Annotated in this window: 22 protein-coding genes and 1 pseudogene; 5 read left to right on the top strand and 18 right to left on the bottom strand. The window is 46.8% G+C overall.

Translation table 11 applies throughout. From position 1 onward, the window contains the following. The 10 genes and pseudogenes from Q0101_RS10000 to bamA form a co-directional block, all read right to left on the bottom strand. A pseudogene (locus Q0101_RS10000) lies at positions 1 to 399 on the bottom strand (riboflavin biosynthesis protein RibD); the annotation flags it as partial. Between the two features lie 621 nt (positions 400 to 1,020). Further along, the gene (locus Q0101_RS09995; RefSeq protein WP_297945078.1) at positions 1,021 to 1,440 is read right to left on the bottom strand and encodes a ribosome maturation factor RimP; all 420 of its coding nucleotides are present in this window, start codon (positions 1,438 to 1,440) and stop codon (positions 1,021 to 1,023) included. Continuing rightward, positions 1,433 to 1,798 carry a 30S ribosome-binding factor RbfA gene (gene rbfA / locus Q0101_RS09990; RefSeq protein WP_005872391.1) on the bottom strand — a complete coding sequence of 122 codons (366 nt, stop codon included), beginning with the start codon at positions 1,796 to 1,798 and terminating at the stop codon, positions 1,433 to 1,435. The genes Q0101_RS09995 and rbfA overlap by 8 nt, the downstream gene beginning before the upstream one ends. 1,146 nt (positions 1,799 to 2,944) lie before the next feature. Beyond that, positions 2,945 to 5,653, bottom strand: a complete 2,709-nt coding sequence (gene infB, locus Q0101_RS09985; RefSeq protein ID WP_297945075.1) for a translation initiation factor IF-2 — start codon at positions 5,651 to 5,653, stop codon at positions 2,945 to 2,947. Beyond that, positions 5,637 to 5,864 (bottom strand): hypothetical protein, encoded by a 228-nt coding sequence (locus tag Q0101_RS09980; protein ID WP_297882510.1) that lies wholly within the window; start codon positions 5,862 to 5,864, stop codon positions 5,637 to 5,639. The genes infB and Q0101_RS09980 overlap by 17 nt, the downstream gene beginning before the upstream one ends. A 21-nt stretch (positions 5,865 to 5,885) precedes the next feature. After that, positions 5,886 to 6,767 carry a homoserine kinase gene (gene thrB / locus Q0101_RS09975; RefSeq protein ID WP_297945072.1) on the bottom strand — a complete coding sequence of 294 codons (882 nt, stop codon included), beginning with the start codon at positions 6,765 to 6,767 and terminating at the stop codon, positions 5,886 to 5,888. Positions 6,768 to 6,775: 8 nt separating this feature from the next. Continuing rightward, positions 6,776 to 7,174, bottom strand: a complete 399-nt coding sequence (locus Q0101_RS09970; protein ID WP_297905358.1) for a glycoprotease — start codon at positions 7,172 to 7,174, stop codon at positions 6,776 to 6,778. 63 nt (positions 7,175 to 7,237) lie between these two features. Next, positions 7,238 to 8,122, bottom strand: coding sequence for a UDP-3-O-acyl-N-acetylglucosamine deacetylase (lpxC, locus tag Q0101_RS09965; protein WP_297945069.1), 885 nt, complete (start codon positions 8,120 to 8,122; stop codon positions 7,238 to 7,240). Positions 8,123 to 8,172: 50 nt separating this feature from the next. After that, positions 8,173 to 9,552, bottom strand: a complete 1,380-nt coding sequence (locus Q0101_RS09960; RefSeq protein ID WP_297945066.1) for a M23 family metallopeptidase — start codon at positions 9,550 to 9,552, stop codon at positions 8,173 to 8,175. Positions 9,553 to 10,113: 561 nt separating this feature from the next. Next, positions 10,114 to 12,369 (bottom strand): outer membrane protein assembly factor BamA, encoded by a 2,256-nt coding sequence (gene bamA, locus Q0101_RS09955; RefSeq protein WP_297881641.1) that lies wholly within the window; start codon positions 12,367 to 12,369, stop codon positions 10,114 to 10,116. Between the two features lie 81 nt (positions 12,370 to 12,450). On the opposite strand from bamA, the gene Q0101_RS09950 reads away from it, so the two are divergent. After that, positions 12,451 to 13,281 (top strand): prephenate dehydrogenase, encoded by an 831-nt coding sequence (locus Q0101_RS09950; RefSeq protein ID WP_297945063.1) that lies wholly within the window; start codon positions 12,451 to 12,453, stop codon positions 13,279 to 13,281. Between the two features lie 120 nt (positions 13,282 to 13,401). Here Q0101_RS09950 and Q0101_RS09945 read toward each other — a convergent pair whose 3' ends face one another. From Q0101_RS09945 to Q0101_RS09935, 3 genes are all read right to left on the bottom strand, one after another. Next, positions 13,402 to 14,133 (bottom strand): metallophosphoesterase, encoded by a 732-nt coding sequence (locus tag Q0101_RS09945; RefSeq protein WP_297945060.1) that lies wholly within the window; start codon positions 14,131 to 14,133, stop codon positions 13,402 to 13,404. 98 nt (positions 14,134 to 14,231) lie between these two features. After that, the gene (locus Q0101_RS09940; protein WP_297945057.1) at positions 14,232 to 14,669 is read right to left on the bottom strand and encodes a hypothetical protein; all 438 of its coding nucleotides are present in this window, start codon (positions 14,667 to 14,669) and stop codon (positions 14,232 to 14,234) included. Positions 14,670 to 14,691: 22 nt separating this feature from the next. Then, positions 14,692 to 15,618: a tRNA-dihydrouridine synthase gene (locus tag Q0101_RS09935; protein ID WP_297945054.1), complete on the bottom strand. Its 927-nt coding sequence runs from the start codon at positions 15,616 to 15,618 to the stop codon at positions 14,692 to 14,694. Between the two features lie 180 nt (positions 15,619 to 15,798). On the opposite strand from Q0101_RS09935, the gene Q0101_RS09930 reads away from it, so the two are divergent. Next, the gene (locus Q0101_RS09930) at positions 15,799 to 16,005 is read left to right on the top strand and encodes a hypothetical protein (RefSeq protein ID WP_297945052.1); all 207 of its coding nucleotides are present in this window, start codon (positions 15,799 to 15,801) and stop codon (positions 16,003 to 16,005) included. A 150-nt stretch (positions 16,006 to 16,155) separates the two neighbouring features. Here Q0101_RS09930 and Q0101_RS09925 read toward each other — a convergent pair whose 3' ends face one another. The 4 genes from Q0101_RS09925 to accD are packed head-to-tail and all read right to left on the bottom strand — an operon-like array spanning position 16,156 to position 18,877. Then, on the bottom strand, positions 16,156 to 17,157 hold the full coding sequence (locus Q0101_RS09925) for a LapA family protein (protein WP_297945048.1): 1,002 nt from the start codon (positions 17,155 to 17,157) through the stop codon (positions 16,156 to 16,158). A gap of 2 nt (positions 17,158 to 17,159) precedes the next feature. Continuing rightward, positions 17,160 to 17,516 carry an RNA polymerase-binding protein DksA gene (gene dksA, locus Q0101_RS09920; protein ID WP_005872423.1) on the bottom strand — a complete coding sequence of 119 codons (357 nt, stop codon included), beginning with the start codon at positions 17,514 to 17,516 and terminating at the stop codon, positions 17,160 to 17,162. Positions 17,517 to 17,525: 9 nt separating this feature from the next. Next, a complete protein-coding gene (locus tag Q0101_RS09915; protein ID WP_297945046.1) occupies positions 17,526 to 17,978 on the bottom strand; it encodes a 23S rRNA (pseudouridine(1915)-N(3))-methyltransferase RlmH in 453 nt (150 codons plus the stop codon). Then, on the bottom strand, positions 17,978 to 18,877 hold the full coding sequence (gene accD, locus Q0101_RS09910) for an acetyl-CoA carboxylase, carboxyltransferase subunit beta (protein ID WP_297945043.1): 900 nt from the start codon (positions 18,875 to 18,877) through the stop codon (positions 17,978 to 17,980). The genes Q0101_RS09915 and accD overlap by 1 nt, the downstream gene beginning before the upstream one ends. Before the next feature lie 93 nt (positions 18,878 to 18,970). Between accD and recO the strand changes: the two genes are divergently transcribed. Continuing rightward, on the top strand, positions 18,971 to 19,585 hold the full coding sequence (recO, locus tag Q0101_RS09905; RefSeq protein WP_297945040.1) for a recombination protein RecO: 615 nt from the start codon (positions 18,971 to 18,973) through the stop codon (positions 19,583 to 19,585). A 168-nt stretch (positions 19,586 to 19,753) separates the two neighbouring features. Here the strand turns inward: recO and Q0101_RS09900 are convergent, their stop codons facing one another. Beyond that, positions 19,754 to 20,320, bottom strand: a complete 567-nt coding sequence (locus Q0101_RS09900) for a PAS domain-containing protein (RefSeq protein ID WP_005870765.1) — start codon at positions 20,318 to 20,320, stop codon at positions 19,754 to 19,756. A gap of 156 nt (positions 20,321 to 20,476) precedes the next feature. Here Q0101_RS09900 and Q0101_RS09895 point away from each other — a divergent pair, with 156 nt between their 5' ends. Both Q0101_RS09895 and phsA read left to right on the top strand, forming a co-directional pair. Continuing rightward, a complete protein-coding gene (locus Q0101_RS09895) occupies positions 20,477 to 21,709 on the top strand; it encodes an MFS transporter (protein WP_297945037.1) in 1,233 nt (410 codons plus the stop codon). 85 nt (positions 21,710 to 21,794) lie between these two features. Further along, positions 21,795 to 24,059: a thiosulfate reductase PhsA gene (gene phsA / locus Q0101_RS09890; RefSeq protein WP_297945034.1), complete on the top strand. Its 2,265-nt coding sequence runs from the start codon at positions 21,795 to 21,797 to the stop codon at positions 24,057 to 24,059. The last annotated feature ends 5 nt before the right edge of the window (positions 24,060 to 24,064 follow it).

Here is a 24,064-nt window from a genome sequence, read left to right as displayed (position 1 = left end):
GCAAGATGGGGTCTTGCCGCGGTGCGCGCAGGGCTCGAGCGTGACGTAGGCGCAAGCGCCGCGCAAAAGCCCGCCGTGGCGGTTTAAGATAAAATCATAGGTGAAGCTCGGCTGCAAGAGCGCGCTTTTTAGGGCTTTTGTGTTTTGAAATTTAACGCCGAATTTGCGGGCGTATTCGCGGGCGAAATCCTGTGCGAAATTTGCGTCCAGGTCGCACAGCGTGGCGAAAACGGCGTTTGCCTCGGCGTGCAAAAAGCCCGCCTTTTTATGCGCGCCTATACTTAGAACTCTGCCGCCCCTATCCAGAAGCAGGCAGCCCACGGCGGGGTTTGGTAGCGTCAGAGCCTGATAGCGCCACGCAGCCCGCAGCGCCAAATCCATGTAAAATTCGTCGTTCATAAAAGATCCAAAAATTTAAATTGTCCCGCTCCGCCGTGATTGCTTAGTAAAATTACGATGAGCCGTGCTAGTAAACAAACATCGTGGTGCGATTCGTAGCACAGGCGCTGTAAAACTCGCGGGCGCAGTATTTGTCGCGGGCGGTAAAATCCAAATTTACGACAAAGCGTAAAATTTAAAATTCTGCTTTGCAGCAAAAGGTTTGAAATTTTACCGCGTCAAAACAGCGCGTAAATTTTAAATTTAGCCGACTTTTAGCGCGACGTAAAATTCCTAAGCAACGCGCGAAGGTCACGCAAAAATTATCTTTTAGCGGCGCAGTGTGAAATTTCAAAGCGCCGCCCGGTAGCGTGAAAAATTACCTTTTATCGGCGTAAGATAAAATTTCAAAACAGGCAAGCGGCACCGGAATTTTAAAATTCTGCGCCGAGCGCCGCGAGAGATCAAGAGCAACAAGGAACCACCAAGAGCAACCGGGAGCTGTAAATTTCAAAGGCGATTTTAAAATTTAAACCTCAAAATTCCAAGCCAAAATTTCAAACCCGCAAATCCCGCGCGGCAAATTTTAAGCTTTATTCGCAAAATTTCAAATCTGCGCGCAGAGCTTTAAAATCCACGCCGCTACCACTGCACGTAGGTTCGCGCCTTTTTGATCTCATCAAGTCGCACGCTTACCTCGCCGCCGTCTGTGCGCAGTCTAAGCATGCCGCCTTCGCAGCCAAGCACCTCGCCGCTTAGCTTCTGCCCGTCCGTGCAGCTTAGGCGCACGAGCTCGCCGACGGAATTTGCGAAATGCTGCGGCTTGCTTAGCTTGCGCTCAAGCCCGGGCGAGCCGACCTCCAGCGTCCACTCGCCCTCAAGCGGCGGATCCACGTCGAAAATCGGCGAAAGCAGCCGCGATAACCGCTCGCAATCGTCCAGCCCCACGCCGCCCGCTTTCGTGATACTGATGCGGTAGATCGTTCTGCCGTTTTCGCTCACCGTCTCCACGTCGTAAAGCTGCACGCCGCACTCGCGCGCCAAAGCCTCTAAATCAACCATTTTTGCGCAGCTCCTCCTCTATTTTGTCAAAAAGATCGTCCATTTTGTTTTGATACTCCAAGCGGTCGTCAAATTTGAAGTGAAACGCGGGGCAGCGGTACCAGCCCTCCGCCTCAGCGCAGAAGTTTTGCAAATATCTCGCCACGCGGCCGAGCTTTTCGAGCACAAATTCCTGCTCGCGCTCGTCGAAGGCGTTTTTATCCAGATATACAAACGCGTCGTAGCGCCCGCGCTTGCACTCCACGTCGGTGACGCACAGCCCGCGCAAAAGCTCGTCCTCAAGGCTCGCGAGCGCTTCGGGGATGAGCTGCTTTAGCACGCTTTGCGTGCGAAGTCTTCTGAGTTCGGTCGGATTCATCTTTACCTCGCTATCTTAAATCGCCGCAGATTATACGGCGATGGAATTTTATTTTGCGTCTTGCGATGACGGAATTTTATTGCTTTGTCGCAGCGGAGCGTCCGTCTTGCGGCGATATAGAATTTTATCTCGCGTCTTTCAGCGACGCGAAATTTTATTTCGCTTGGGCATGACGATGCGGAATTCTATTCCACTTCGGCGTTGCGAAATATCCGTCCTGCGGCGACGCGGTCTGTTTAAATTTGACGCGGCTTGCGATGCGTCGGAACGTCCATTTAAATTCTAAGCGGTTTGCTGCGCGCTGGTATTGCAAACGGCGCCGCACTTTTTAAAATTTCGCTCTTAAATTTTAAAAGGCGCAAGCCCTGCTTTGAAATTATTTTAGCCCGCGCGCTTCGCGCTTAAATTTCAAACGCAGATCGCATAAAATTTATGGCTCGCGTACGAAAGCTCATCGCATAGCCTCACCGCTACAGCAGAAATATTTCCGCGCCAAGACGCGGTGCTATTCTGCGCCGTGCTCTGCTCGCCACGGCGCTATATTGCTGCCGCACTACCCGTCTTGGCGCCGCAATAATACGGTGCGCGGCGGCACCCTCTTTGCGCTACGCTCGCTTACTGCGTCGCTATTTACGATATCCGTTGCCGTCTTTTGACAGCGCCGCAATGACACCGCACGCCGTTGCGGTCTCATTTTGCGCCGCTTGCACCGTGCCGTTCTCCGCGTCGCTGTTTTGCCGCACACTGCGCCGATTTAGAATTTATCTTAAATTTTAAAAGCGCTTTGATGCTACGCAAAATCTAAATTTTACCGCTTTTAAATTTCAATTTCGCGATTAAATTTAAAATTTAAGTCGCGCGGAAAAACCGCGATCAGCAAGCGGCGTCAAATAAAATTTGATCGCAAAGCCGCGCCGCAAGAAAAATTTAAAACATTAAAATTTCAAAACTGGCGCTGCGCGGCAAAGCCTCGCGTAGAAACAGATAAAATTTAAAGCTTTGCTCGCGCGTTATACCATTAAATTTAAAAGACGAAATTTCGTGCCCAAATTCTACGAGCATAAAATTTCAAGGCGCGATCGAGGCTTAAAATTTAACCGCAAGCCGTGCAAACTAAGCGAATGCCCACGCGAAATTCCGCGAGCATTAGTCGATCGTAGCCTGCTCCTCTTTTTGCTTGTAGCTTTCGATAAAATCGCCCACGCGCATATCGTCGTAACCCTCGATACCTACGCCACACTCGAAGCCTTTGGCGACCTCTTTGGCGTCGTCTTTGAAGCGCTTGAGCGAGCTGACGTTGCCCTCGAAAACGATGACACCCTCTCTGATGACGCGGATCTTTGCGCCGCGAGCTATGAGCCCGTCGGTAACCATGCAGCCCGCGATCTGCCCGATCTTAGGCACGTTGATGACCTGGCGGATCTCGGCTTGACCCAAGGCCTCCTCGCTGATGATCGGGCTCATAAGGCCGCTCAAAAGCGCCTTGATATCGTCGATTAGGTTGTAGATGACGTTGTAGGTCTTAATCTGCGCACCGCGCTCTTTGGCAAGCTCTTTGATCTCGCCCGTAGGACGGACGTTGAAGCCCAAGATCACGCAGTTTTCGCTGGCGCTTGCCAAGGCGATATCGTTTTGCGTGATACCGCCGATGCCGCTGTGGACGATATCGACCTTGACCTCGTCGTTGCGGAGCTTCTCAAGGCTTGCTTTGATAGCCTCCAGCGAGCCCGCAACGTCGGCTTTGACAATCACGGGCAGACTTTTTAGTGAGCCTTCGGCGATCTTGGCGCTTAGCTCGTCGATGGTGACCTTGGTCGATTTGCTAAGCTCTTTTTGGCGCTGATGCTCGTAAATTTTGCTCGCGTACTCGCGCGCTTCTTTATCACTTGAAACGCCGATCAGTGTCTCGCCCGCACCCGGAACCTCGCTAAGGCCTATGATAACGCCGCATTCGCCAGGTAAAATTTGCTTTAGCGCCCTGCCCTTATCGTCGCTAAGCGCGCGCACCTTGCCGTATGCGATACCAGCTACTACGGTGTCTCCGACATGCAGAGTGCCGTTTTGCACGATGACGGTGGCAACTGCGCCGCGCCCCTTTTGAAGGGAGCTTTCGATGATGGTCGCTTTAGCCTGCTTGCTAGGATCGGCTTTGAGCTCCAAAAGATCAGCTTGCAAAAGCACGATCTCTAATAAATTTTCAATTCCCTCGCCCGTTTTTGCGGAGATCGGCACGAACTCGTAGCTGCCGCCCCACTCGGTAGGCATGATGTCAAGCTCTGCAAGCCCGGTTTTTACGAGATCGGGATTGGCATTAGGCTTGTCCATCTTATTTATCGCGATGATGATCGGAACATTTGCGGCCTTGGCATGCGCTATAGCCTCCTTAGTCTGAGGCTTGACGCCGTCGTCTGCCGCCACTACGATGATTACGATATCGGTAACCTCGGCTCCGCGCGCGCGCATCGAAGTAAAGGCCTCATGGCCCGGAGTGTCGATGAAAGTGATCTTCCTGCCGTTTTTTTCGACCATATACGCGCCTACGTGCTGCGTGATGCCGCCCGCTTCGCCGCTTGCGACGCGAGAGTTTCGTATATAATCAAGCAAGCTCGTTTTGCCGTGATCGACGTGTCCCATAATGGTGATGACAGGCGCTCTAGCGATTAAATTTTCTTCGCCTTCGCTGTCCTCGTAGGCCTTGATGTAATCAAACTCCTGCGACTCATCGATGATATTTACTTCGATACCGAATTCGCTTGCTAAAATTTCTATCGCGTCCTCGTCCAAAAAGTCGTTTTTCGTCGTCATCATCCCAAGCGCAAATAGTTTGCCGATGATCTCGCTAGGCTGCTTTTTGATCTTATCGGCAAACTCATAGACGCGGATCTCTTTTGGGATATTTACAGAGCTTACGATTTCGCTACCCTGCTCGCGAGGGGCTTTTTTATGCTTTTTGCGACCGCCGCGACTTATGCCGCCCTCACTGCTGAAAATTTGATTCTGCGAGGCGCGATAAATATTGGGTTGGTTTTTACTTTTGGTGCGATTTTCGGTCTGAATTGGTTTGACGGTGAAATCGGGCATTACCACGACATCTTCGTCCTCAATGACGATATCCGCCATCTCGTGATCAGGAATGATGTCGATTTTAAGGGCGTCTTCTTTTTTAGCCGCGGGAGCCTTTTTCTTTTCGATCTTTTTCTTTTTCAAATTTAGTTCGGCATTTGAAAAGATCGCCTCCAAGCTCGCACTTATCTTTTCGCGCCTAGGCTCGGTCCTATCTTGTGCCGCCGGGGCTTGAACTTCCTTTTTCTTTTTTACGATGACTAGACCACGGCGCTTTTGCAAGCTCTCGCTAGCTATACTATCGCCGCTATTTATCTGCACCGGCGCGGGCTTTGAAGCGGCGTTTTGCTTCTCCTCTTTCTCCTGCGCAGCGGAGGAAATTTCTTCTTTTTGATTTTGGGCTTTTTCGGTTTTCGCCTCGGGCTCTTGCGTCCGAGTTTTTTCATCGCTAGGCTCTTTGGCGCTCTGTGCAAGCTCTTTGGATTCGGAAGCTTTTAAGCTTTCCGCCTTTTTAGGGCTCTCTTTTTTAGCGGTTTTTTTAGTTTCGCTCTGTTTTTTAGCGGGCTTATTCTCATCTTCTTGCGCTTTTTCGGAGCTTTTTTTCGCAGGCTTTGACTTTTTCCCCGGTAAAATTCCCGTCTGAATATAATCGTAAATAGCGGCAGCTTCTTCTTCGCTTACTTTATTCGACGCGGTTTTTACCCTCTTAAAGCCCATCTCCTGCGCTTTTTCGATTATCTCTTTGCTTGCGTATCCAAGCTCGTCCGCGATATCTTTAATCAGAACACCCATTTAAAACCCTCTCCTTGATATGTCCCAAATCTGCACTAGACGCAAATTTAGATAGATATTTTGAAATTTTCTCTTTTTGATTTATGCAACCGTCGCAAATATAAAATTGTCTGTTTGAGCTTATATTTTTAAAATTTTGCAAAAAGGCGTGGAGTTCGCGCTTGGCGAAGCGCCCCCTGCAAATAACGCACATTCTAATCGGTTCGCTCATGCGATTATATCTTTATTTTTCTTAGTCAATATTAAAGCCGCCGTTGTCGATCTCTAAAATTTCGACGCGGAAGTTTTTAAAATTTTCGCTAAGGCAGGCTTTAAGCTTTGCGGCGTCGGCTCTGTAGACTAAATTTAAAAAGCTTGAGCCGCTTCCCGAGAGCGAGCTCATAAGCGCGCCGTTATCATAGGCGATCTCGCGCACCCCAAAAAGCTGCGGGAGCACGCCCATGCGCATCTGCTCGTGCATCTTATCGATACAGGCGTAACGCAAGCTGTCGTAATCGCGCCGCATAAAGCAAGCGGTCAGAAACGCCGCGTGCGAGAGGTTGCTAACGCAATCTTTGATCGAAAAGCTCTTAGGCAGCTTGCCGCGCGATTCGTTCGTAGGCATCGGCGTATCGGGGATGACGACGACCGCTTGCAGATCTTGCGAAATTTCGCATTTTTGCGTGCGAACCGTCTTGCCGTCCACGACGCTACTGACAAAGCCGCCGAGCGTCGCGGGCGCGATATTATCCGGGTGGTTTTCGTATTCCAGCGCCGTGTTTAAAATTTTAGCGCGATCGATCTCAAACCCGCAAATTTTATAAGCGCTTGCGATGGCGCCTACGATCACGGCCGAGCTGCTGCCCAGCCCACGCGAAAACGGGATGTTGTTGCGAAAAGCAAATTTAAAATTTATCTCTTGCCCGCCGCCTAGTTTTCTGTAAATTTCATTGAAAATATTCAAAAAAGCGTTGCCCTTCTTAAGCCACGCTCTGTCGCTGCCCTCACCGCTAAGCGATACGCAAAAAAACTTCTGCTCGGTAATTTCTACTTCGTTAAATAGCCCTAGGCTAAGGCCGAGCGCGTCGAAACCGGGGCCTAAATTTGCGCTCGTCGCAGGAATTCTTATAATCAAGCTCTCTCCTAAACCGCTTCTATGATGTAATTTGGAAGTATATCATCGCTTTTATTTAAAACCGATAAATCCTGCGGCAAAGATAGCGTGGCGGGGGCGCATTTTTTCATTTTGATTTCGCCGCGATCGTAAACGTAGCTGAAGTTTTTATTCGCTCTGATCGGTCCGAAGCCGCTTAGCTCAAAGCCACTAATGGCATACAGCGGCACATCAAGAGCGATGCTAAGCGTGCGCAATATCACGTAGCTTACCTTCATGCCCATAAAGCTGCCCGGGGTATTTGCATAGATGAGCTCTTTGATTTTATAAGTTTTTAGAATTTCGCTAAATTTAGCGACCAGAAATTTATCGGCTTTTTCGCCTTCAGCGCTTGAAAATTCCGCTATCTTAGCGCCGTTTTCATACACACCGAGCAGGCACGGAGCGCTAAGAGCAGCGATTAGAATTTCAATCTCTTTGATTTTGCAACCTTAAGCAAAGACTTTTTGATATTCGCGCACAACCTCGGCGGTAAGATCTACTAGCTCGAAATTTTTCGCGTCGGCAAGGACTGCCAAAGTGAGTTTATGATTTAGATCGTGGCTTCCCGCAAACGCCGTATAATCGCCCAAAATCGGAGCGCCCACGAGCGCAAGATCGCCGATCGCATCTAAAATTTTATGGCGGACGAACTCGTTTTCAAAACGCAAGCCCTCTGGATTTAAAATTTTATTCTCGTCTATTACGACGGCGTTTTCTAAACTGCCGCCTAGAGCTAGCCCCATGGAGCGTAGCACTTGCACGTCTTTTAAAAATCCAAACGTGCGCGCTCGCGAAATTTCTTTAAGATAGGCTTTTTTGCTAAATTCAAAAACATGGTGCTGAGTGCCGATGAGCGGATGGCTAAATTTAATCGTATAATCAAATTTCGGACTCTTGCTAGGGCTTAAGTGCACGAGCTTATCTCCCTCGCGAATCTCCACAGCTCGCTTGATGATGAGAGCTTTTTTATTCGCGTCAAGCTTTCTTACTCCCGCTTCGTCTAAAAGCATACAAAAGCTCGCGGAGCTTCCGTCCATCACAGGAATTTCATTAGCATCGACGATGATACGGATATTATCGATACCATAGGCATTAATGGCGCTCATTAGATGCTCTATTGTTGATATATAGCCTTTCTCGCTTCCTACGACGGTTGCCATTTGCGTATTTATGACGTTTTTCGGCTCGGCTTTAAAACTAACGCCAAGATCGCTTCTGTAAAATACGATTCCACTGCCCGCCTCTAAAGGCTCTAACGTAAGTCTGATAGGCTCACCTTTGTGCAGCCCGATGCCGACGTTATGGACTTTCTTAGCTATCGTTGTCTGTCTCATTTCTATCCTCGTTTTCATTAACCCGCGCATTATAGCGAAAATTTTAAAATTTACTTACCTTTTTCTATTACTTTTTTGGACGATTCTAAGACATCGGTAATGTTATCTTTCATCCACTTAGGATCCATCCACTCCTCGGGTCTTACGTCCACACCCTGAACTACGATGCCAAAATGCAGATGATCTCCGAAAGCAAAGCCGCTTGAGCCCGTCTGTGCTAGAATATCGCCCGGCTTTACGTCGCTGCCGACGCTTAACTGCGTCGCCGAGCAGTGTCCGTAGATGCCGTATAATCCGAAGCCGTAGTAAATTCCTAAATTTAATCCGAAAATTCCGTTTTCCTGCGCGAAAACTACCTTGCCGTAGTTACTCTCTTTGATATCGGCGTTTGCAACGCTTGCTAGATCAAGCCCCATATGCCAAGACTCGCTTACTTGTTCATCGTTCATAAAAAATATCCGATGATCGGCAAAGCTTGCTACCGCTGCGCCTTTAGCAAGCGGATAAAAAGGCTTTAGCTCAAATCCATTTATTTTATCCTCGTGCACCGCGCTAGTAGCGGCGTGCAGATCATCTCCATTTTTCTTACGCAGAGTTTCGTTTACGAATTTAAATTTCTCCAGATCGCTCATAGAGTTAAAATTCTGCGCGTATTGGCTAGCCAGATCACTTACTTTGCCGTTAATGAAGCCCGGATTTAGCTTGATAGTAGAGACTTTATATTTTTTGTCCTGATAAAAATATTTGATCTGCGAAATGCTTTCATTGCCTGCACGATCAGTGGCGACCGCTTCTGCGCGAAATTCCTCCAAATTTGCAGGCCACGCTACGAGAGACGCATAATAGCCATCTTTTACAAAAGGAATTGCTTTAAAAATTTTGCCATAGTTGGTTTTGACATAGACTTCGTTTAGGCGCTCGTCTTTTGCCGAAAATACAACTACAGCGCTACCGCCTTTGGTGATTTTATAGGATTGATTGATGATATTTATGACGGGCTTTTTGTCATCTATTATTATATTTGCCGTTTTTGCGCTCTTATTTCCTTGAGCAAAATTCCACGAGCTAATGTCGTTTGCAAAAACCTCAAGCTTGTAGTTTTTATCTTTATTAAGCATCAAATTTTTAGGAAATTGCACGGCAAGCTCTAGCGTCGTTTGTGGAACATTCAGCTCCTCATTTAGTAGCGGTATCGTGCTGGCTCCGTCGTTTAAGTTTACGCGGACAAGCTTAATGCCGGTATCGTCTGAAATTTTAATCTTTAAAGGCGAGGTTAAATTCCAATAAATTTCATTTTCCAGCGCAATTTGCGGAGGATTTTTTTCAAATTTAGGCGAGGTAAAAATTCTAAAGATTCCATAAACCAAAGCGCATATTATAATAAGAAATATTAAAATTTTAAGCTTCGTTCCATTGCCATTTCTACGCATAAAAGAGCCTTTGATATAATTTTAGAGCGCGATTTTACAAGCTTAACTTAAATTATCGGTAAAGCGAGGCAAAATTTAACGCAAATGTTTAGCGATTTACGAGGCGAATTTCAGATTTTAAATTCTCGCGATTTTAGAATCTCAAAATTTATGAGCTTTAAAATTTGGTGGCGCGCTAAATCCTATGCAGTGAAATTCCGCACACAACAAAGCGGCGTTTATCGTCTATATCGTAATCTTTAAAATTTCAATATTAGAATTTCTTTAAATTATGCTAATGGCTTGTATTGATTTTTTTAGAACACTTATACTTAAAATTTTGCCATACGAATGAAATTTTAAACTATCTTGATATAAAATTCTAAAAAATTCAAAGCAAGCTATACGTTTAAATTTCATCCTAAGCCGAGCGGAATTCCAATTAAATTTTAGATCAAACCGCCTACAATAATTCGGCTGTAAATTAGTGCGACAAGAAAAGCCAAAATTGCAGCGTTACTAAATTTTAAGGCGTGCGGTAGAAAATTCTACGCACGCCACAGCGTTCGCAAGTCGTCGCGTTTAATTAAATCTAGCGCCGATGCTAAATTCGAAGCTATTTGTGTCGTCGTGCGGCTTTTTATTAAGCGGCTTAACGAAGTATAGTTGCAAAGGCCCCATCGGCGTCATCCACTCGATACCAGCACCCGTGCTATAGCGCTCCTCCTCATTCCAGTCATGATCGCCGATCATTCCGTAGTCAAAAAACGTTACAAAGCGCATTTTAAGCCTATCAACCACCGGAAAGCTTAGCTCAAAGGAGTTATTGAAACTCTGCATACCGCCCGTCTCAATATAGCGGCAATTATTTGCATTTAAGCAGATCTCTTTTTTCGGGATACTGCGACCTTCGTAGCCTCTAATGCTTTTCATTCCGCCTAGGAATAGCTTTTCGTTGATCGGGATCTTTTTATTACCTTCCCACATATAGCCCGTTGCAGCTTTGTATCTAAAGATAATGTCGTGATCGATATAATCTCGCAAGCCAAAGTAGTAGTTAAACGATCCTCGAGCCTTGGTGTAGTCCATATCGCCGCCAAGACCCGCGTATTCTAAGCTGGCACTTGCGATCATACCGCTTCTTGGCAAGTAATAATCATCTGTGCTATTATATGTAATAGACGGGATAATCGAGCTTTTTAAATTCTTGCCATCTAAATAGCCCGCTTTGGCGTAATATTCGTTTAAGCCCTTAATCTCGCTTTTTTCGAGATAATACGTAAGGCTTACATCGGTATTACGCCCGATCTTGCGACCGCCCGTGATTGAAAATCCGTAAGATTTCTCATCGTAATCGTCCCAGTCATAGTCGTTGGCAAAGATCGATCCGCCCAAGCTATACTCAGAATCAAATACTCTAGGATTGGTTAAGCTCAAGCGTCCGCTTAACTGATCGTCGCTTTTTTCGACCGAGAATGCGCCGTGAAGACCGGTGCCGAATACGTTACGATCACTGATACCGCCGCTAAGTAAAATTCCATCCTCGCTGCCATATCCGATACCACCCGTGATAGAGCCCGTAGGAGCTTCTTTAACTGCGACTTCAAGATCGATCTGATCGTTAGAAACGCGGTTTTCTTTAATCTCCACCTCATCGAAATACCCCGTGCGTTTTAAAGAATTTAACGAATCGTTGTAGTCGGTTTTGCTATATAAATTTCCCTCGGTCAGATACATCTCGCGGCGAATGACCTTATCCTCGGTCTTATCGTTACCCGAGATCGTTACGTTTCTAATATAGACTTTATCCTCAGGGATGACTTGATACGTGATAGCGACCGTGCGAGCTTCTTTGTCCTGCTTAGTCTTAGGCACAATGCGCACATAGGCGTATCCCTGATCCGCGACTAAAGTCTCTAGCGTATTCATATCGCGGCGCAAACGCTCGGAATTCATTGTATCGCCCTTTTGAAGCTTGAAATCGTCCAAAACTTTTTCTTTATCAAGCTTGATTATATCTGCAGGATACTCGATATCTACGGAGCTTACGGTGTATTGCTCGCCCTCTTTTATATAATAAGTCAAATCAGCAGTGTAATTATCCATATCGGCATTAAGTAGTGGCGCCGAAACCTGCGCGTCTAAGTAGCCTTTTTTATAATATTCTTCTTGAATTCTATTTGCGTCGTTAGGAAGCTCGGCGGTTTTTACCTTGCCGTCGTTAAAGCCCCACATCCAGCCCAGCATCTCGCGTTCTTTATTGGCGACGGATGGCTCTATATCGTCATAATCGAGCTTGTCTGCGCCTACTAAATTTACCTTATCTATGATGATATTTTCGCCACGATTTACCTCGATCGTTAGCAAGATGACCGATTTATCGTCGTTTATCGGCTTTGGATAAAATTCCACCACGGTGTCGAAAAAGCCCTTGACTTCGTAGTATTGCTTGATGCGGGTCTCCGCTTTTTTAGCAGCCACCTCATCGTAAACCTGGCCCGGACGCAAGCCGATGAGCTCATTGATCTTGTCGCGATCATTGGTAACTACGTTTTTGATCTCGACCTTGGCGATGGTCGGTTTTTCGGTTACGTTGATAGTGACCGCGCCGCCTTGTTCGCTGATATAAACGTCGCTGAAATAGCCCTGCTCAAATAGTTTTGAAATCGCAGCATTGGTGTTCTCGCCGTTAAGCTCATCGCCCACCTTAAGTCCTGAAATTTGCTGTGCGACCTGTGGAGAAAGATGCCTTAGCCCTTCAAATTTAATGGATTTTATCTGCGCGGCGCATGCCACGGAAATCCCGCCTACTAAGAGTAAAAAAACGCTTTTTTTCATAAAATTTTACCTAAAAACGAAAATAATTTGCGTATAATACCACATTAAAATTAAAACTTGCATATATCAAAAAGGAATTTTATGAAGATAGGAATTATCGGCTTGGGTCTCATCGGCGGCTCTCTTGGGCTATGTCTAAAAAGCACCAAAATAATTAGCACCGTCTACGGCTGCGACATCAGCCGCGAAAATGAAAAAGAAGCTCTGAGGCTCGGGCTCGTGCATGAAATTTTAAGTCTGGAGCAGATGAAGCAAAGCTGCGACGCGATCTTTCTCGCGATCCCCGTGGAAGCAATTATTGAGACGTTGCAAAAACTAAGCGACTGCAGAAGTGAAACGACGATCATTGATCTGGGAAGCACGAAATTTAAAATTTTGCAAAACTGTCCTCCGCAGATCAGACGAAATTTCATCGCAGCTCACCCAATGGCTGGTACCGAAAACTCCGGCCCGCAAGCGGCATTTAAAGAGCTTTTAAACGGCGCAGTAGTCGTTATCTGCGACGATCATGGTGCGGATGAAGTGCATATCAAACGAGCGGTCGAAATTTTTTCGTTCGCGGGGATGAAGATCGTATTTATGGACGCAAAAAGCCACGATCACCACGTAGCGCTCATCTCGCACCTACCGCATGCGATCAGCTACTCGCTCGTAAATAGCGTACTAAAAGAGGAAAATCGCCGCAATATCATAAATTTAGCTGGCGGCAGCTTCTCCGGCATGAGCCGTATCGCCAAAAGCTCGCCGCAGATGTGGGTCGATATTTTTAAGCAAAACCGCACGAACCTACTGGGCGCGATCGACGCTTTTAAAAATGAGCTTGAAATTTGCGTACAGATGATTGAGGGCGAGCACTGGGACGAGCTTGAGGCGTGGATGTATGAAGCGCGTAAGCTAAGGGATATTATTTAAAATTTCACGCGATCTGGCTGCGCGACGGACGCTTTAAGAACGCGTCTTTAAATTCTAAAATTTCGCCTTCAAATAGCCTACGCAAATTTAAATTTTAATCCGCGCTATCCCGACACAAACTCAAAAATCTATGCATTCCTGCGTGAAAATTCTCTTTGAGGGAAACTCCAGCGCGCAAAGCCTCGCCTTCTCGCCCCAGTGCTTTTTATAAACACAGCCCAGATCGATATTTGCGCTAAATTCCGTAATGACGGGCTTTTTTACCGGCGTGTGCCCGTAGACATTAAAAATTCCATCATTCGCGCTATCATCTCCGCGCCCGCTTAGCACATGAGCGGCGAAGCTTTTCGCACGCTCTGCATCGTGTCTAATCCCCCACGCGCGACCCACTGCGGAGTGCGATACGACGAGGGCGCGACCGCTTTCATCACGCAAATCATACTCCAAGTAAATCGGCAGCCGCGAGACAAACCGCAGATGCTCCTTGCATTGTTTCACGCCTCCGTGACGATAATACGACGCTAGCGTCGCTTCACCGCCGTTATTAAACAGCCAGCTTTCGTCCAGGCTAAAAAATGCGTAGAGGTCATTTGAGCTCGTAAATTTGCCCGTCTTTGCGCACCTTAGTGCAGTTTTTGCGTTGCTTACAAAGCGCTTTTCGTGATTGCCCATCACCGCGTCATATCCGCGAGTGCGCACTAGCTCCACCACATCCGAGCTCGCAGGGCCTCGGTCGATCAGATCGCCCACAAAGCAAATTTTGCTATCAAATTTATGCGGCAGCTGCTCTATTAACGCCAAAAGCGATCTGTAGCAGCCGTGCACGTCGCCGATGATGTAGATATTTTCCATAATTTCTCCTTAAATTTTAACGCCCTCGCCTTTTAACGCGCGAGCTGTGATATAAGCGGTAGATAAAAGCTCTGCACTAAATTTTAAAATTCCGCGCGCTAGGACTTGGACGGATAAATCTGCTTTAAGACCTCGGCTACGACGATCATAAAAAGAACGATAAATATTAATGCGCTAAGCAATGAGGAATAAAACCTGGCAAGATGCAAATCTGAAACAATCAGCGCCACAATCATCATCCCTAAAAATGGCGATAGCATCCAAACCGCTGCTGTAGGCAAAAATAAATTTACGAAAAAATCAGTGAGCTTACCAAAATCCTTTAACTTTGCGGCAAGTATCGCGCAAATCCCGCAGAAAAATATCCACAAAAATAGGAAATATACGCACTTCTGCTGTAGCCATTCTAAGGGATCGTCAAACCGGACGCTAGATGTGTCAAAAATCTGCCCTATAAAAAAACCCATTAAACTTGAAATGCACATCAAGCAAAAACCCATCGAAAATGCGCAGGCTATAATTTTTAAAATAATCATCAGAGTTCCTAAAATTCTAAATTTAGGCGAAAAATTCCTCGATTAGCCGAGTCATTTCGCTCTCAGCAGCGACGTGGTTGATCTGCTCGCGAAAGCTTGCGGCGTTTTCGCGCCCCTTGGAGTATTCGTGCAGATGCTTGCGAAATATCGCCACGCCGCGCACGCCGTAGTGGCTTAACATCTGGGAGAAATGATAGAGCACGACTTCCCTTTTTAGCTCGTCACTTGCCTGTTCGCCCGTTTTGATCTCGCGAAAGATCCAGGGTCTGCCGATGACCGCGCGACCGATCATCAGCGCGTCTGCGCCGCTAAGGTCTCGCACTGCAGGCGCATTGGCGGAGTTTATGTCGCCGTTTGCGATCACGGGGATTTGCAGTTCGTGTTTGGCTCTTGCGATCGCGCTGTAATCCACCGCCGCGCTGTATCCGCCCGCTCTGGTGCGACCGTGAATAGCAATAAAATCGGCTCCTGCGCCTTGTACGGCGCGAGCGATATTTTCGATATCCACGGCGCCGAAGCCCAGCCGCACCTTCGCGCTCGTAAATTTTTTATTCGAATACTTTTTGATCGTCTCAACCAGGCGCGATAGGCGAGGCAGATCAAGCAGCAGCGCCGAGCCGGCGCCTTGCTTTACGACCTTGGGGACGGGGCAGCCGCAGTTTAGATCGATACCGTCGATGCCGTCAAATTTATTGATGAGCAAAACCGCCTTTTTGATAATTTCCGCATCGCTGCCTGCGATCTGCACGAAAAATGGGGTTTCGGCGGCATTTTTTTCGAGCATCTTTAGCGTCTTTTCGCCCTCGAAAACAAGGGCGTTTGCGCTTATCATCTCGCTTACGGTCGCGTCGCAGCCGAATTTTTTCACTACGCCCCGCAGCGGCGGATCCGAAAAGCCCGCCAAAGGCGCCAAAAATAAAGGGTCCCTTTTAAAAAAATCTTTCGTCATTTTAAATTTCTCATTTTGATTTCGTTTGAATTTAAACCTTTAAATTTAACTCCGCAGCGCTTGCAGCGGGTTTTGCCGCGAGCTTTAAATTTTAAATTTCATAGGCTACGTATTCGCATTTAGGCGCGAATTTTATTTTTAAGCTTAGCTAATTTACGTGGCGGCAAAACGGCAGCAAGAATGATCGCCACCAAATTTTATTTGCACGGCAAACCCGGCAAGCAGTTTGCAAAACGCCGCACGGATTTTAAAATTTCAGCACTTTATTCGGCTAGCAAGTCTTGCGCTTTACTTTTAAATTTTAAATTTCATCGCGTAAATGCAAAATCCGTTTACACGCGCACTACGCAAGCAAATCTTTTAAATTTTACCGCTTACGCGCATTGATTTTTCGATAAATTTTGAAATTTAAAATTTGCGCGAGTTAGAATTTTACCCGCACTTTAAAATTTATCGCGCAGGCTGTGTTTAATAGACGCAAAGAGCTTAAAGGCAGCCTCTCTTACCCGCATAAAACGAACTCGTAAAATTACCGAGCTAAAATAACAGCGACGCAGGGACGTTTTTGCCGTTGTCGCGCAAAAATAGCAGAATTTTAAACTTCTCAAACTCCTCACCGTCGGCAAGACTTAGCTGCTCTCTAAACTCGTCGATCATGCCAAGCTCATATAGCGTGTACAGATATGCCTCGGTCGCTTCTTGATTCTCGTTTTTGAGCCGCTCGAAAAAGGCTTTGTATTGCTCTGGAGCGAGATGATTTTTTAGCTTTTTGGCAAAGCCGATAAAATCCTGCTCGCTAAATTTTTCATTATTTACGAGATCGAAAAGCTCCTCGCTGCTGATCTCAAAGCTCGCGTCATTCACCGCGCGATCCACTAAAATATTTACCTCGGCTACGTCTTGAGGAATTTTATAGGCCTTGATCTTATCGTAGCTTCCTTTGGCAAGCGCTACGGCATAGGCTTTTTTAGTGATATTTTCACTATAAACGCCTTTAGTTTTTAAAATTTCATACGCATACGCAGGCTCGGCGTCGAGGCGGTTGAGTTCGTTTTGTAAAAATAGTCCGTTATCTTTAGGAAGTTTATATTTTCGCAGATCCGCCACTTCGCCGTTTTTAACCTTCTCGATAACGCCTATGACCTCCTTTAGATCCTCATTTTTGACATCTATGCCGGTGCTATCGTACCACGGAGATAAAATTTTAGTAAGCTCGCTCGGGTCTTTAAAATACTCGGTTTTAAAGTCTTTATTGGTATCAAGACCCAGCAAAACCTCTTTACTCATCGCATCGTATGCGCTTAGATCCTTTGCGATCGCCCTTTTTGTGCGGTAAAAAGCAAAGCTATGAAAAACGATATGAAAAATCGCCAAAATCATATATAAAATTAACGGCAGTACGATCCACACCGCCACAGGAAGCGTAAGCGTAAAACCGAAAAGCCCCAGTGTATAGCTACTGCTTTGCTGCGTAAAAACTAAAATCGCGACGATTGCGATATAGACGATCGAATATAAAAAGAATTGCTTGGTTTTCATAGCTAACTCCTATTTTGCTTTTCCGCCTGTTCCTTGCACGAAATGCACAATCTCGCCTCTGGATTTACCTTAAGGCGCTCTAAGCTTATCTGCTCGCCGCAGCTCTCGCAAAGCCCATAAGTGCCGTTTTCGATACGTTTAAGCGCGCTTTCAATCTCTAAAAACGCCTTTTGTTGATTAACATTGAGCGAGTATTCGATGCTTAAATCCGTATTCATGCTCGCTACGTCAAAATCATCCGCAGCTTTATTTTCGCGCAATTCCGAAATTTCATTTACAGAGCTATTAATATTGGCGATGAGTTGCTCTCTTTTTTCTTCTAAAATTTTCTTGTAAAATTTCAACTCGTTTTTTTTCATTCTTTCCCTTTATTTGTGATATGGATGGTTTGCGTTAATGCACAATGCGCGAAAAATTTGCTCAAAGAGCAAAAGTTTAGCGATTTTGTGCGCTAACGTAAGCCTGCTAAGACTAATTATTTTATCGGCTTTTGCCTTAAAATTTTCACTAAGCCCATAAGCGCCGCCGATGAAAAACGACACACTGCTTTTATCCTTTAGCATACTCGCAAATTCCATGCTATCTAGCTCCTGTCCGCGCTCATCCAAAGCTACGACGTATCCGCTAAGGCGCGGTAGATAAGCTTCATCATACGCCTTAAGCGCTAGCTCGGCAGATGTGCTTTGTGCGCGAGCGATATTAGCGTTAAAAAATATATCATCTCGCACCGCGGCAAATTTAGCCGCCATTTTTTTATAATCGCTTATCGCGCCTGCGAACTCGTCCGCGCCCTTTTGGATGGAATTTACCGTTATCTGCACTACTCTTCGCTTCCATCTTCGTGCAGCGACTTATCGCTCGTGTCGTCAATCTGCACAGCGTTTTTGCTCAGCACGTTGATTATATCGCTTAAATACTGCCTCATCTCAGCTCTAGGCACGATCGCATCAATTAATCCGTGCTCGAGCAGAAATTCCGATCTCTGAAAGCCCTCCGGCAGATCCGCGCCGATGGTTTGCTTGATGACGCGCTGCCCGGCAAAGCCGATAAGAGCGCCGGGCTCTGCGATAATGATATCTCCCAGCCACGCAAAGGACGCGCTCACGCCGCCCATCGTAGGATCGGTAAGAATGGATATGAAAGGAATTTTATGCTCGGATAAAATTTTAAGCGCGGCAGAGGTTTTGCTCATCTGCATTAGCGAAAAGGTGCTTTCTTGCATCCTAGCACCACCGCTTGCGCTTACGATGATTAGCGGCTCGTTTTTATCGAGGCTGCGCTTTACGGCACGCACGATCTTTTCGCCCTCCACGGAGCCCAGGCTTCCGCCCATGAAGTTAAAATCAAACACCACGAGCTGAATTTTTTGGCGACTTATAGCGCCCTCGCCTGCGATCACCGCGCTGAACCTGCCTGTTTTTTCCTTGCTCTCGGAGATGCGCTTTTTGTAGGATTTTTTATCGACGAATTTTAGTGGATCGACGGGCTGCAAATTTTGATCGTACTCCACGAAAGAGCCTTCGTCGCAGATCAGATCGATGCGAGCCTGCGCGTCAAAACGCAGATGGTAGTTGCACTTCGGGCAAACGCTATGATTTTGCTCGACCTCTTTGCTATACATCAGTGCGCCGCATCCCGGGCACTTTATCCAGTGCGTAGGAGCTTCGCTAGGTGCGGGCTGCGTTCTACGTATTTTTGAAAATAGATCTCCAAAATTCATATGATTTCCTTTAAATTCTATAAAATGAAACTTCTGATTATAACCTAAAATTCTTTATTTAAATTTATATGTGAATTTCGCTAAAATAGGAAAATGCAAGGATTTATATTAAAAACGACCAAAGTTAGGGACGAGGACTGCATCGTGGACGTGCTGAGCGAAAGCGCGCTCGTGCGTGCGTATCGCTTCTACGGCGCGCGCCATTCAAACATCATCCAGGGCTATAAGATCGACTTCGAGCTCTCGCAAAATCCAAACTTCCTCCCTCGTCTTAGCGGCGTGATGCATTTGGGATACGCGTGGCTCGCAAGCCGCGAGAAGCTGCTATTTTGGCAGCAATTTATGCGGCTTTTGCACGCGCATCTAAAAGATGCCGAGCATCTGGATAAATTCTATTATGAGCTGCTAAACCGAGCTGCTATGTGCTTTGGCAAACAAAATCCGCGCCGCATAATCGTAGAAAGCTACGCCGAAATTTTAAAATTTGAGGGGCGGTTGCACGACGAGCCGTATTGTTTTTTATGCGACGAAGAAATTTTAGAAAATATCGCACTGTGCCGCGGCTTTTTGCCTGCGCACGAGCATTGCGCGCAAAGAACGGGCTTTGCGCAGGATGAAATTTTAGAATTTTTGCAGAGTAAAAAGACGCTAAATTTAAACGACGAGACGGCAGAGAGGCTCTACGACATAACGCTTGAGGGGCTTTGATCTGTAGCGCGTTTGATATGGACGTGAAATTTCAAAACTCAAGCTAAATTTTAAAATTTCGTAGAATTTCAAAATTTTATGAACGGGCGGCTTCGTGCTTTATTTGTTTTGCTCTACAAGGCTGAATAATCCCGCATTGCGCGGGGTTTGCATTAAATTTTAACTGGACTAGCTAAAAAGCTTTTTCATCGCCTTAAAAAACATTGCGGTGAGCGGATTTGATTTGCCTGAGACCTTTGCGATCCAGCTCTCGTAGGTCTCGCCTTTGCTTTTTAAAAAGTCCACGAGCGCCTTTTGGCTAGCCTGCATACCGCCGTTTCTTTCAGCATCCAGCAATGCCCTATAAATTGGCTCTATAGTTTCGATCGCAGATCTTGGCGGAGCCTTGCGAAATGCCGTGTATTCGGTGATCTGCCCTGTCACGGGATCTTTTTTAGAAGTAAATTCCGTAATGACCCAATAAAAGCGCCCGTCTTTGGCTAAATTTTTAACTACGGCGGTAAAATCCTTGCCTTGTTGTATCGTATCCCACATGAGCTTAAACGCTATGCGCGGCATGTCCGGATGCCGTATGATGTTATGCGGCTGCCCCAAAAGCTCAAGCTCACTATAGCCACAAATCATACAAAAATACGGATTTGCAAACGTGATAATGCCCTTCGGATCGGTTTTGGAAACGATATAGCGCTTCTCATCGAGTTTGATTTCCTGATTAATCGGAGTCGGTCTTTGCATTTTTAATCCTTTGCTTAAAAATTTATTGCAGAGTATATAAAATTTTTCTTTTCAGAAATATTAAATTTTCGTTAAATTTTTATAAATGTTAAATCTTTAAGTGAATTTTTAAAATTTAATGTATAATCTCAAATCAAAATTTCAAAAGGCAGCGCGTTGAAAAATCCCTTCCTATCGCTTAAATACTCAAATTTTAGAATTTATTGGATCGGGATGAACCTCTCGCTGATCGGCTCTTGGATGCAAAGCGTCGCGCTGCCGTGGCTAGTGCTAAGCATCACCGCAGACGCTTTTAAGGTCAGCCTTGTAGCCGCGGCGAGGTTCTTGCCCGCGCTACTTTTCACGCCGTTTTCCGGTGTACTGCTCGATAAGTTTAATCGCAAAAAGATCCTTCTGCTCGCTCAAATAGGCATGGCGGTGACTGCCTCAATTTTCGCGGTTATGAGCTTTTGCGAGCTATATTCTTTCGGCAAAATTTTATTTTGCGCTTTTGCAAGCGGCATCTTTACCAGCATGGACGCCCCGAGCCGTCAGTCGATGGTAAAAGACCTCATCGACTCGCCCCGCGATCTAGCCAACGCCATAGCGTTAAATTCTATGTCCTTTAATGTCGCTCGTATTGCAGGACCCGCACTTGCGGGGATCGTGATGGCGCTGTGGGGCGTGGGCTTTTGCTTTTTATTCAATGCACTTAGCTTTTTAGGCATCATCGTTTCGCTGTTTTTCATAAAAATTCCGCCATCCGTTACTACGCTATCTAGCAGAAGCGGAGGCGTTTTTGCCTCGATCGGTGCTGGAATTTCGTATGTATCGCACAAAAAAATTCTAAGCGAGCTAATGATAATAGTGCTTATCGTAGCGACGCTGGTGCCAAATTACAACGTAACGATCTCGGCGCTTGTTAAGCTTAGCCTAGACGCGGATGAGCGAAGCTTTGGATATTTGATGTCGGCTCTAGGCGTGGGGGCCTTTTGCGGCGCGCTTTTCATAGCAGTCTTTGATAAACTCGGCATCCGCAAAATCAGATCGTGCGCGATCGCTATGGGGGTGAGCTTAGCTCTTACCGGGGCTGCGAATTCCTTCGCATGGGCTGCGGCAGGGCTTGCCGTAACTGGATTTCTTTTCGTAATCACAAACTCAAGCATCAACTCCACCGTGCAAATGCACATAAGCAACGAATTTCGCGGACGCGTGCTTAGCTTATACGCTCTATTTTTAATAGGTAGTACGCCATTTGGAGCGCTCATATCGGGCTTTTTTACAGAGCTACTGGGCGCTCGCGTAGCCCTTGCGATCTGCGGTGCAATTAGCATTTTGCTACTGCTGGCGCTATTTTATGGCTTTAAAATACGGCGCAGGACGCATTTTATCTTTCGAGATAAAGCCTAAGCCAAAAGCTGCATTATCAAAATTAACCTTATTTTTACGATGGGATTTTAGAATTTCCGCCAAAATTCAAAGGTAAGGAGTTTTTATGAATAGACGAAATTTCTTAAAAAGCACCGCCACGATCGGCACGCTAGCGACGTTAAATCTAAATTTAAACGCTAGCGCGGTTACAGGCGGGACGGAAAAGAAAGTCGCCAGCGTCTGCGAGATGTGCTCCTCGCGCTGTCCTATCGAAGTGACCGTAAAAAACGGTCGCGGCGCTCTCATCGAGGGCAACCATCGCTTTTCAAACAAAACCTCCGTCTGCGCTCGCGGCGGAGCGGGCATCAATCAGCTCTACGACGATCAAAGGCTCATTAAGCCGCTCATTCGCGTAGGCGAGCGCGGCGAGGGCAAATTTAGAGAGGCGAGCTGGGACGAAGCGCTTAAAATTTGCGCGCAGAGGCTAGACGAGATTTCGCAAAAATATGGCCCGCAGAGCGTGGTTTTTACATCCAAAACGGGCGAGCACCACACTCAGATGATGAATTTCGCCTGTGCCTACGGCAGCCCGAACATCTACTCGCACTGGTCCTGTTGTCCGATCACCTACAATATCGCCGTGCCGCACACCTTCGGCGCTAATATGCAAAGAGACTACGGCGACGCAAAATATATCGTAAATTTCGGCCACAATCTTTTTGAGGGCATCGACATCTCAAAAACCAAAAAGCTCGCAAAAGCCGCGAGTAGAGAGGACGTAAAGCTTTTGGTGCTCGATCCGCGCTTTAGCGTCGTAGCTTCCAAAGCTGACGAGTGGCTGCCGATAAAACCGGGAACCGACGCGGCGTTTTTGATGGCGCTAATCCACGTCTGGCTACGCGATAACAAATACGACAAAAAATTTATCGAACAATACGCCGTAGGGCTAGAGGAGCTAAGGCAATCCGTAAAGGATACGACGCCGCTTTGGCAAGAGGCCATCACGGGGATCAAAGCGGACAAGGTAGAGCGCATTGCAAATGAAATTTATGCCGCGGCTCCCGCAGTCGTAATCGATTGGGGTCATAAAACCACGACCGCTAAGGCTGAATATATCCGCACGCGCGCCATCGCGATCGCAAACGCGCTGATGGGAAACGTCGAAAAAAAGGGCGGAATTTACTTCTCTAAAGATTCCAAAACCTTCAACACGCTTTGTAAAGAGGATCTATTCCCTACCATCTCGAACCCGGATAAAGGCTTTAAAATTCCAAAGACCGCGCGCATCGACGGCTGCGGCGAAGAAGGCAGCGAAAATTTCTTCGTGCCGCGTAAACACGGCGTTTTGATGCAGATCGCACCTACGATTTTAAGCGAAAAACCGTATCCTGTAAAAGGCTGGGTCAGCACGCGCTTTAACCACCTCATCAACGTTGCGGGCGTGGATAAGAGCGTAGAGGCGATCAAAAAGCTAGACTTCGTGCTTGCAATCGACGTGTATATGAGCGACTTCGCGTGCTTAGCCGACGTGATCTTGCCCGAATCCACCTATTTGGAGCGCGACGAGTCGATTCAAAACAAAGGCGGCACCGCGCCCGGATTTGTGATGCGAAACAAAGCCGTCGAGCCGGTGGGCGATACGAAGTGCGGCTATGAAATTTTTAGAGAGCTTGCGAGGGTGATGAAGATCGATAAGGACTACACCTGGAACAACATCGACGAATACCGCATGCAGCAAGCCAAAGGCAATGCCGAGCTAATCGCAAATTTAATCAAAAACGGCTACGTAAGCTACAAGGTGCCGAAGCTATACTACCGAGAGCCGAAGCTCGTGGCTAAATTTATCGATAAATATCCTGCCGCGGCGGAGTTCGTGGACGAAAACGGCGAAATGAGCTCTCAGATGAAATTTAAAACCCCGAGCGGCAAGATCGAGCTTTTCGCGCCGAAAGTGGAGGAGCTTTTCGCGGGATACGGCTGCTTAAACACAGAGGGAATGGATGTATTCGGCGGGCACAAATACTGCCTGATGACCGGTAAGACCGCGCTTCACACCAACGGCCACACTCAAAATGTCAAAATTTTAAACGATATGATGAGCGAATCGCCGGTTTGGATCAGCCCTGCTTCTGCAAAAGCGGAGGGACTAAAGACGGGCGATATCGTGAAGCTCAAAAATAAATTCGGCGAGCAAAAGGCTAAAATTTTCGTCACGCAAGGCATCAGGGACGATTGCCTATTTTTATACCACGGCTTTGGGCACGTAAGCCCGGGGTTAAAGCGCACGAACGGCATAGGCACCAACCAAAGCGTCCTTCTCGATCCCGCTGCGGGTCCTGTGGTAAGCACGATGGTAACCAACGTCGGCGTCGATATAGTTAAAATTTGAAAGGG

It is taken from the genome of uncultured Campylobacter sp., from assembly GCF_937921625.1.
Classification (GTDB): domain Bacteria; phylum Campylobacterota; class Campylobacteria; order Campylobacterales; family Campylobacteraceae; genus Campylobacter_B.
This window is presented reverse-complemented; position numbering and strand designations above follow the sequence as displayed.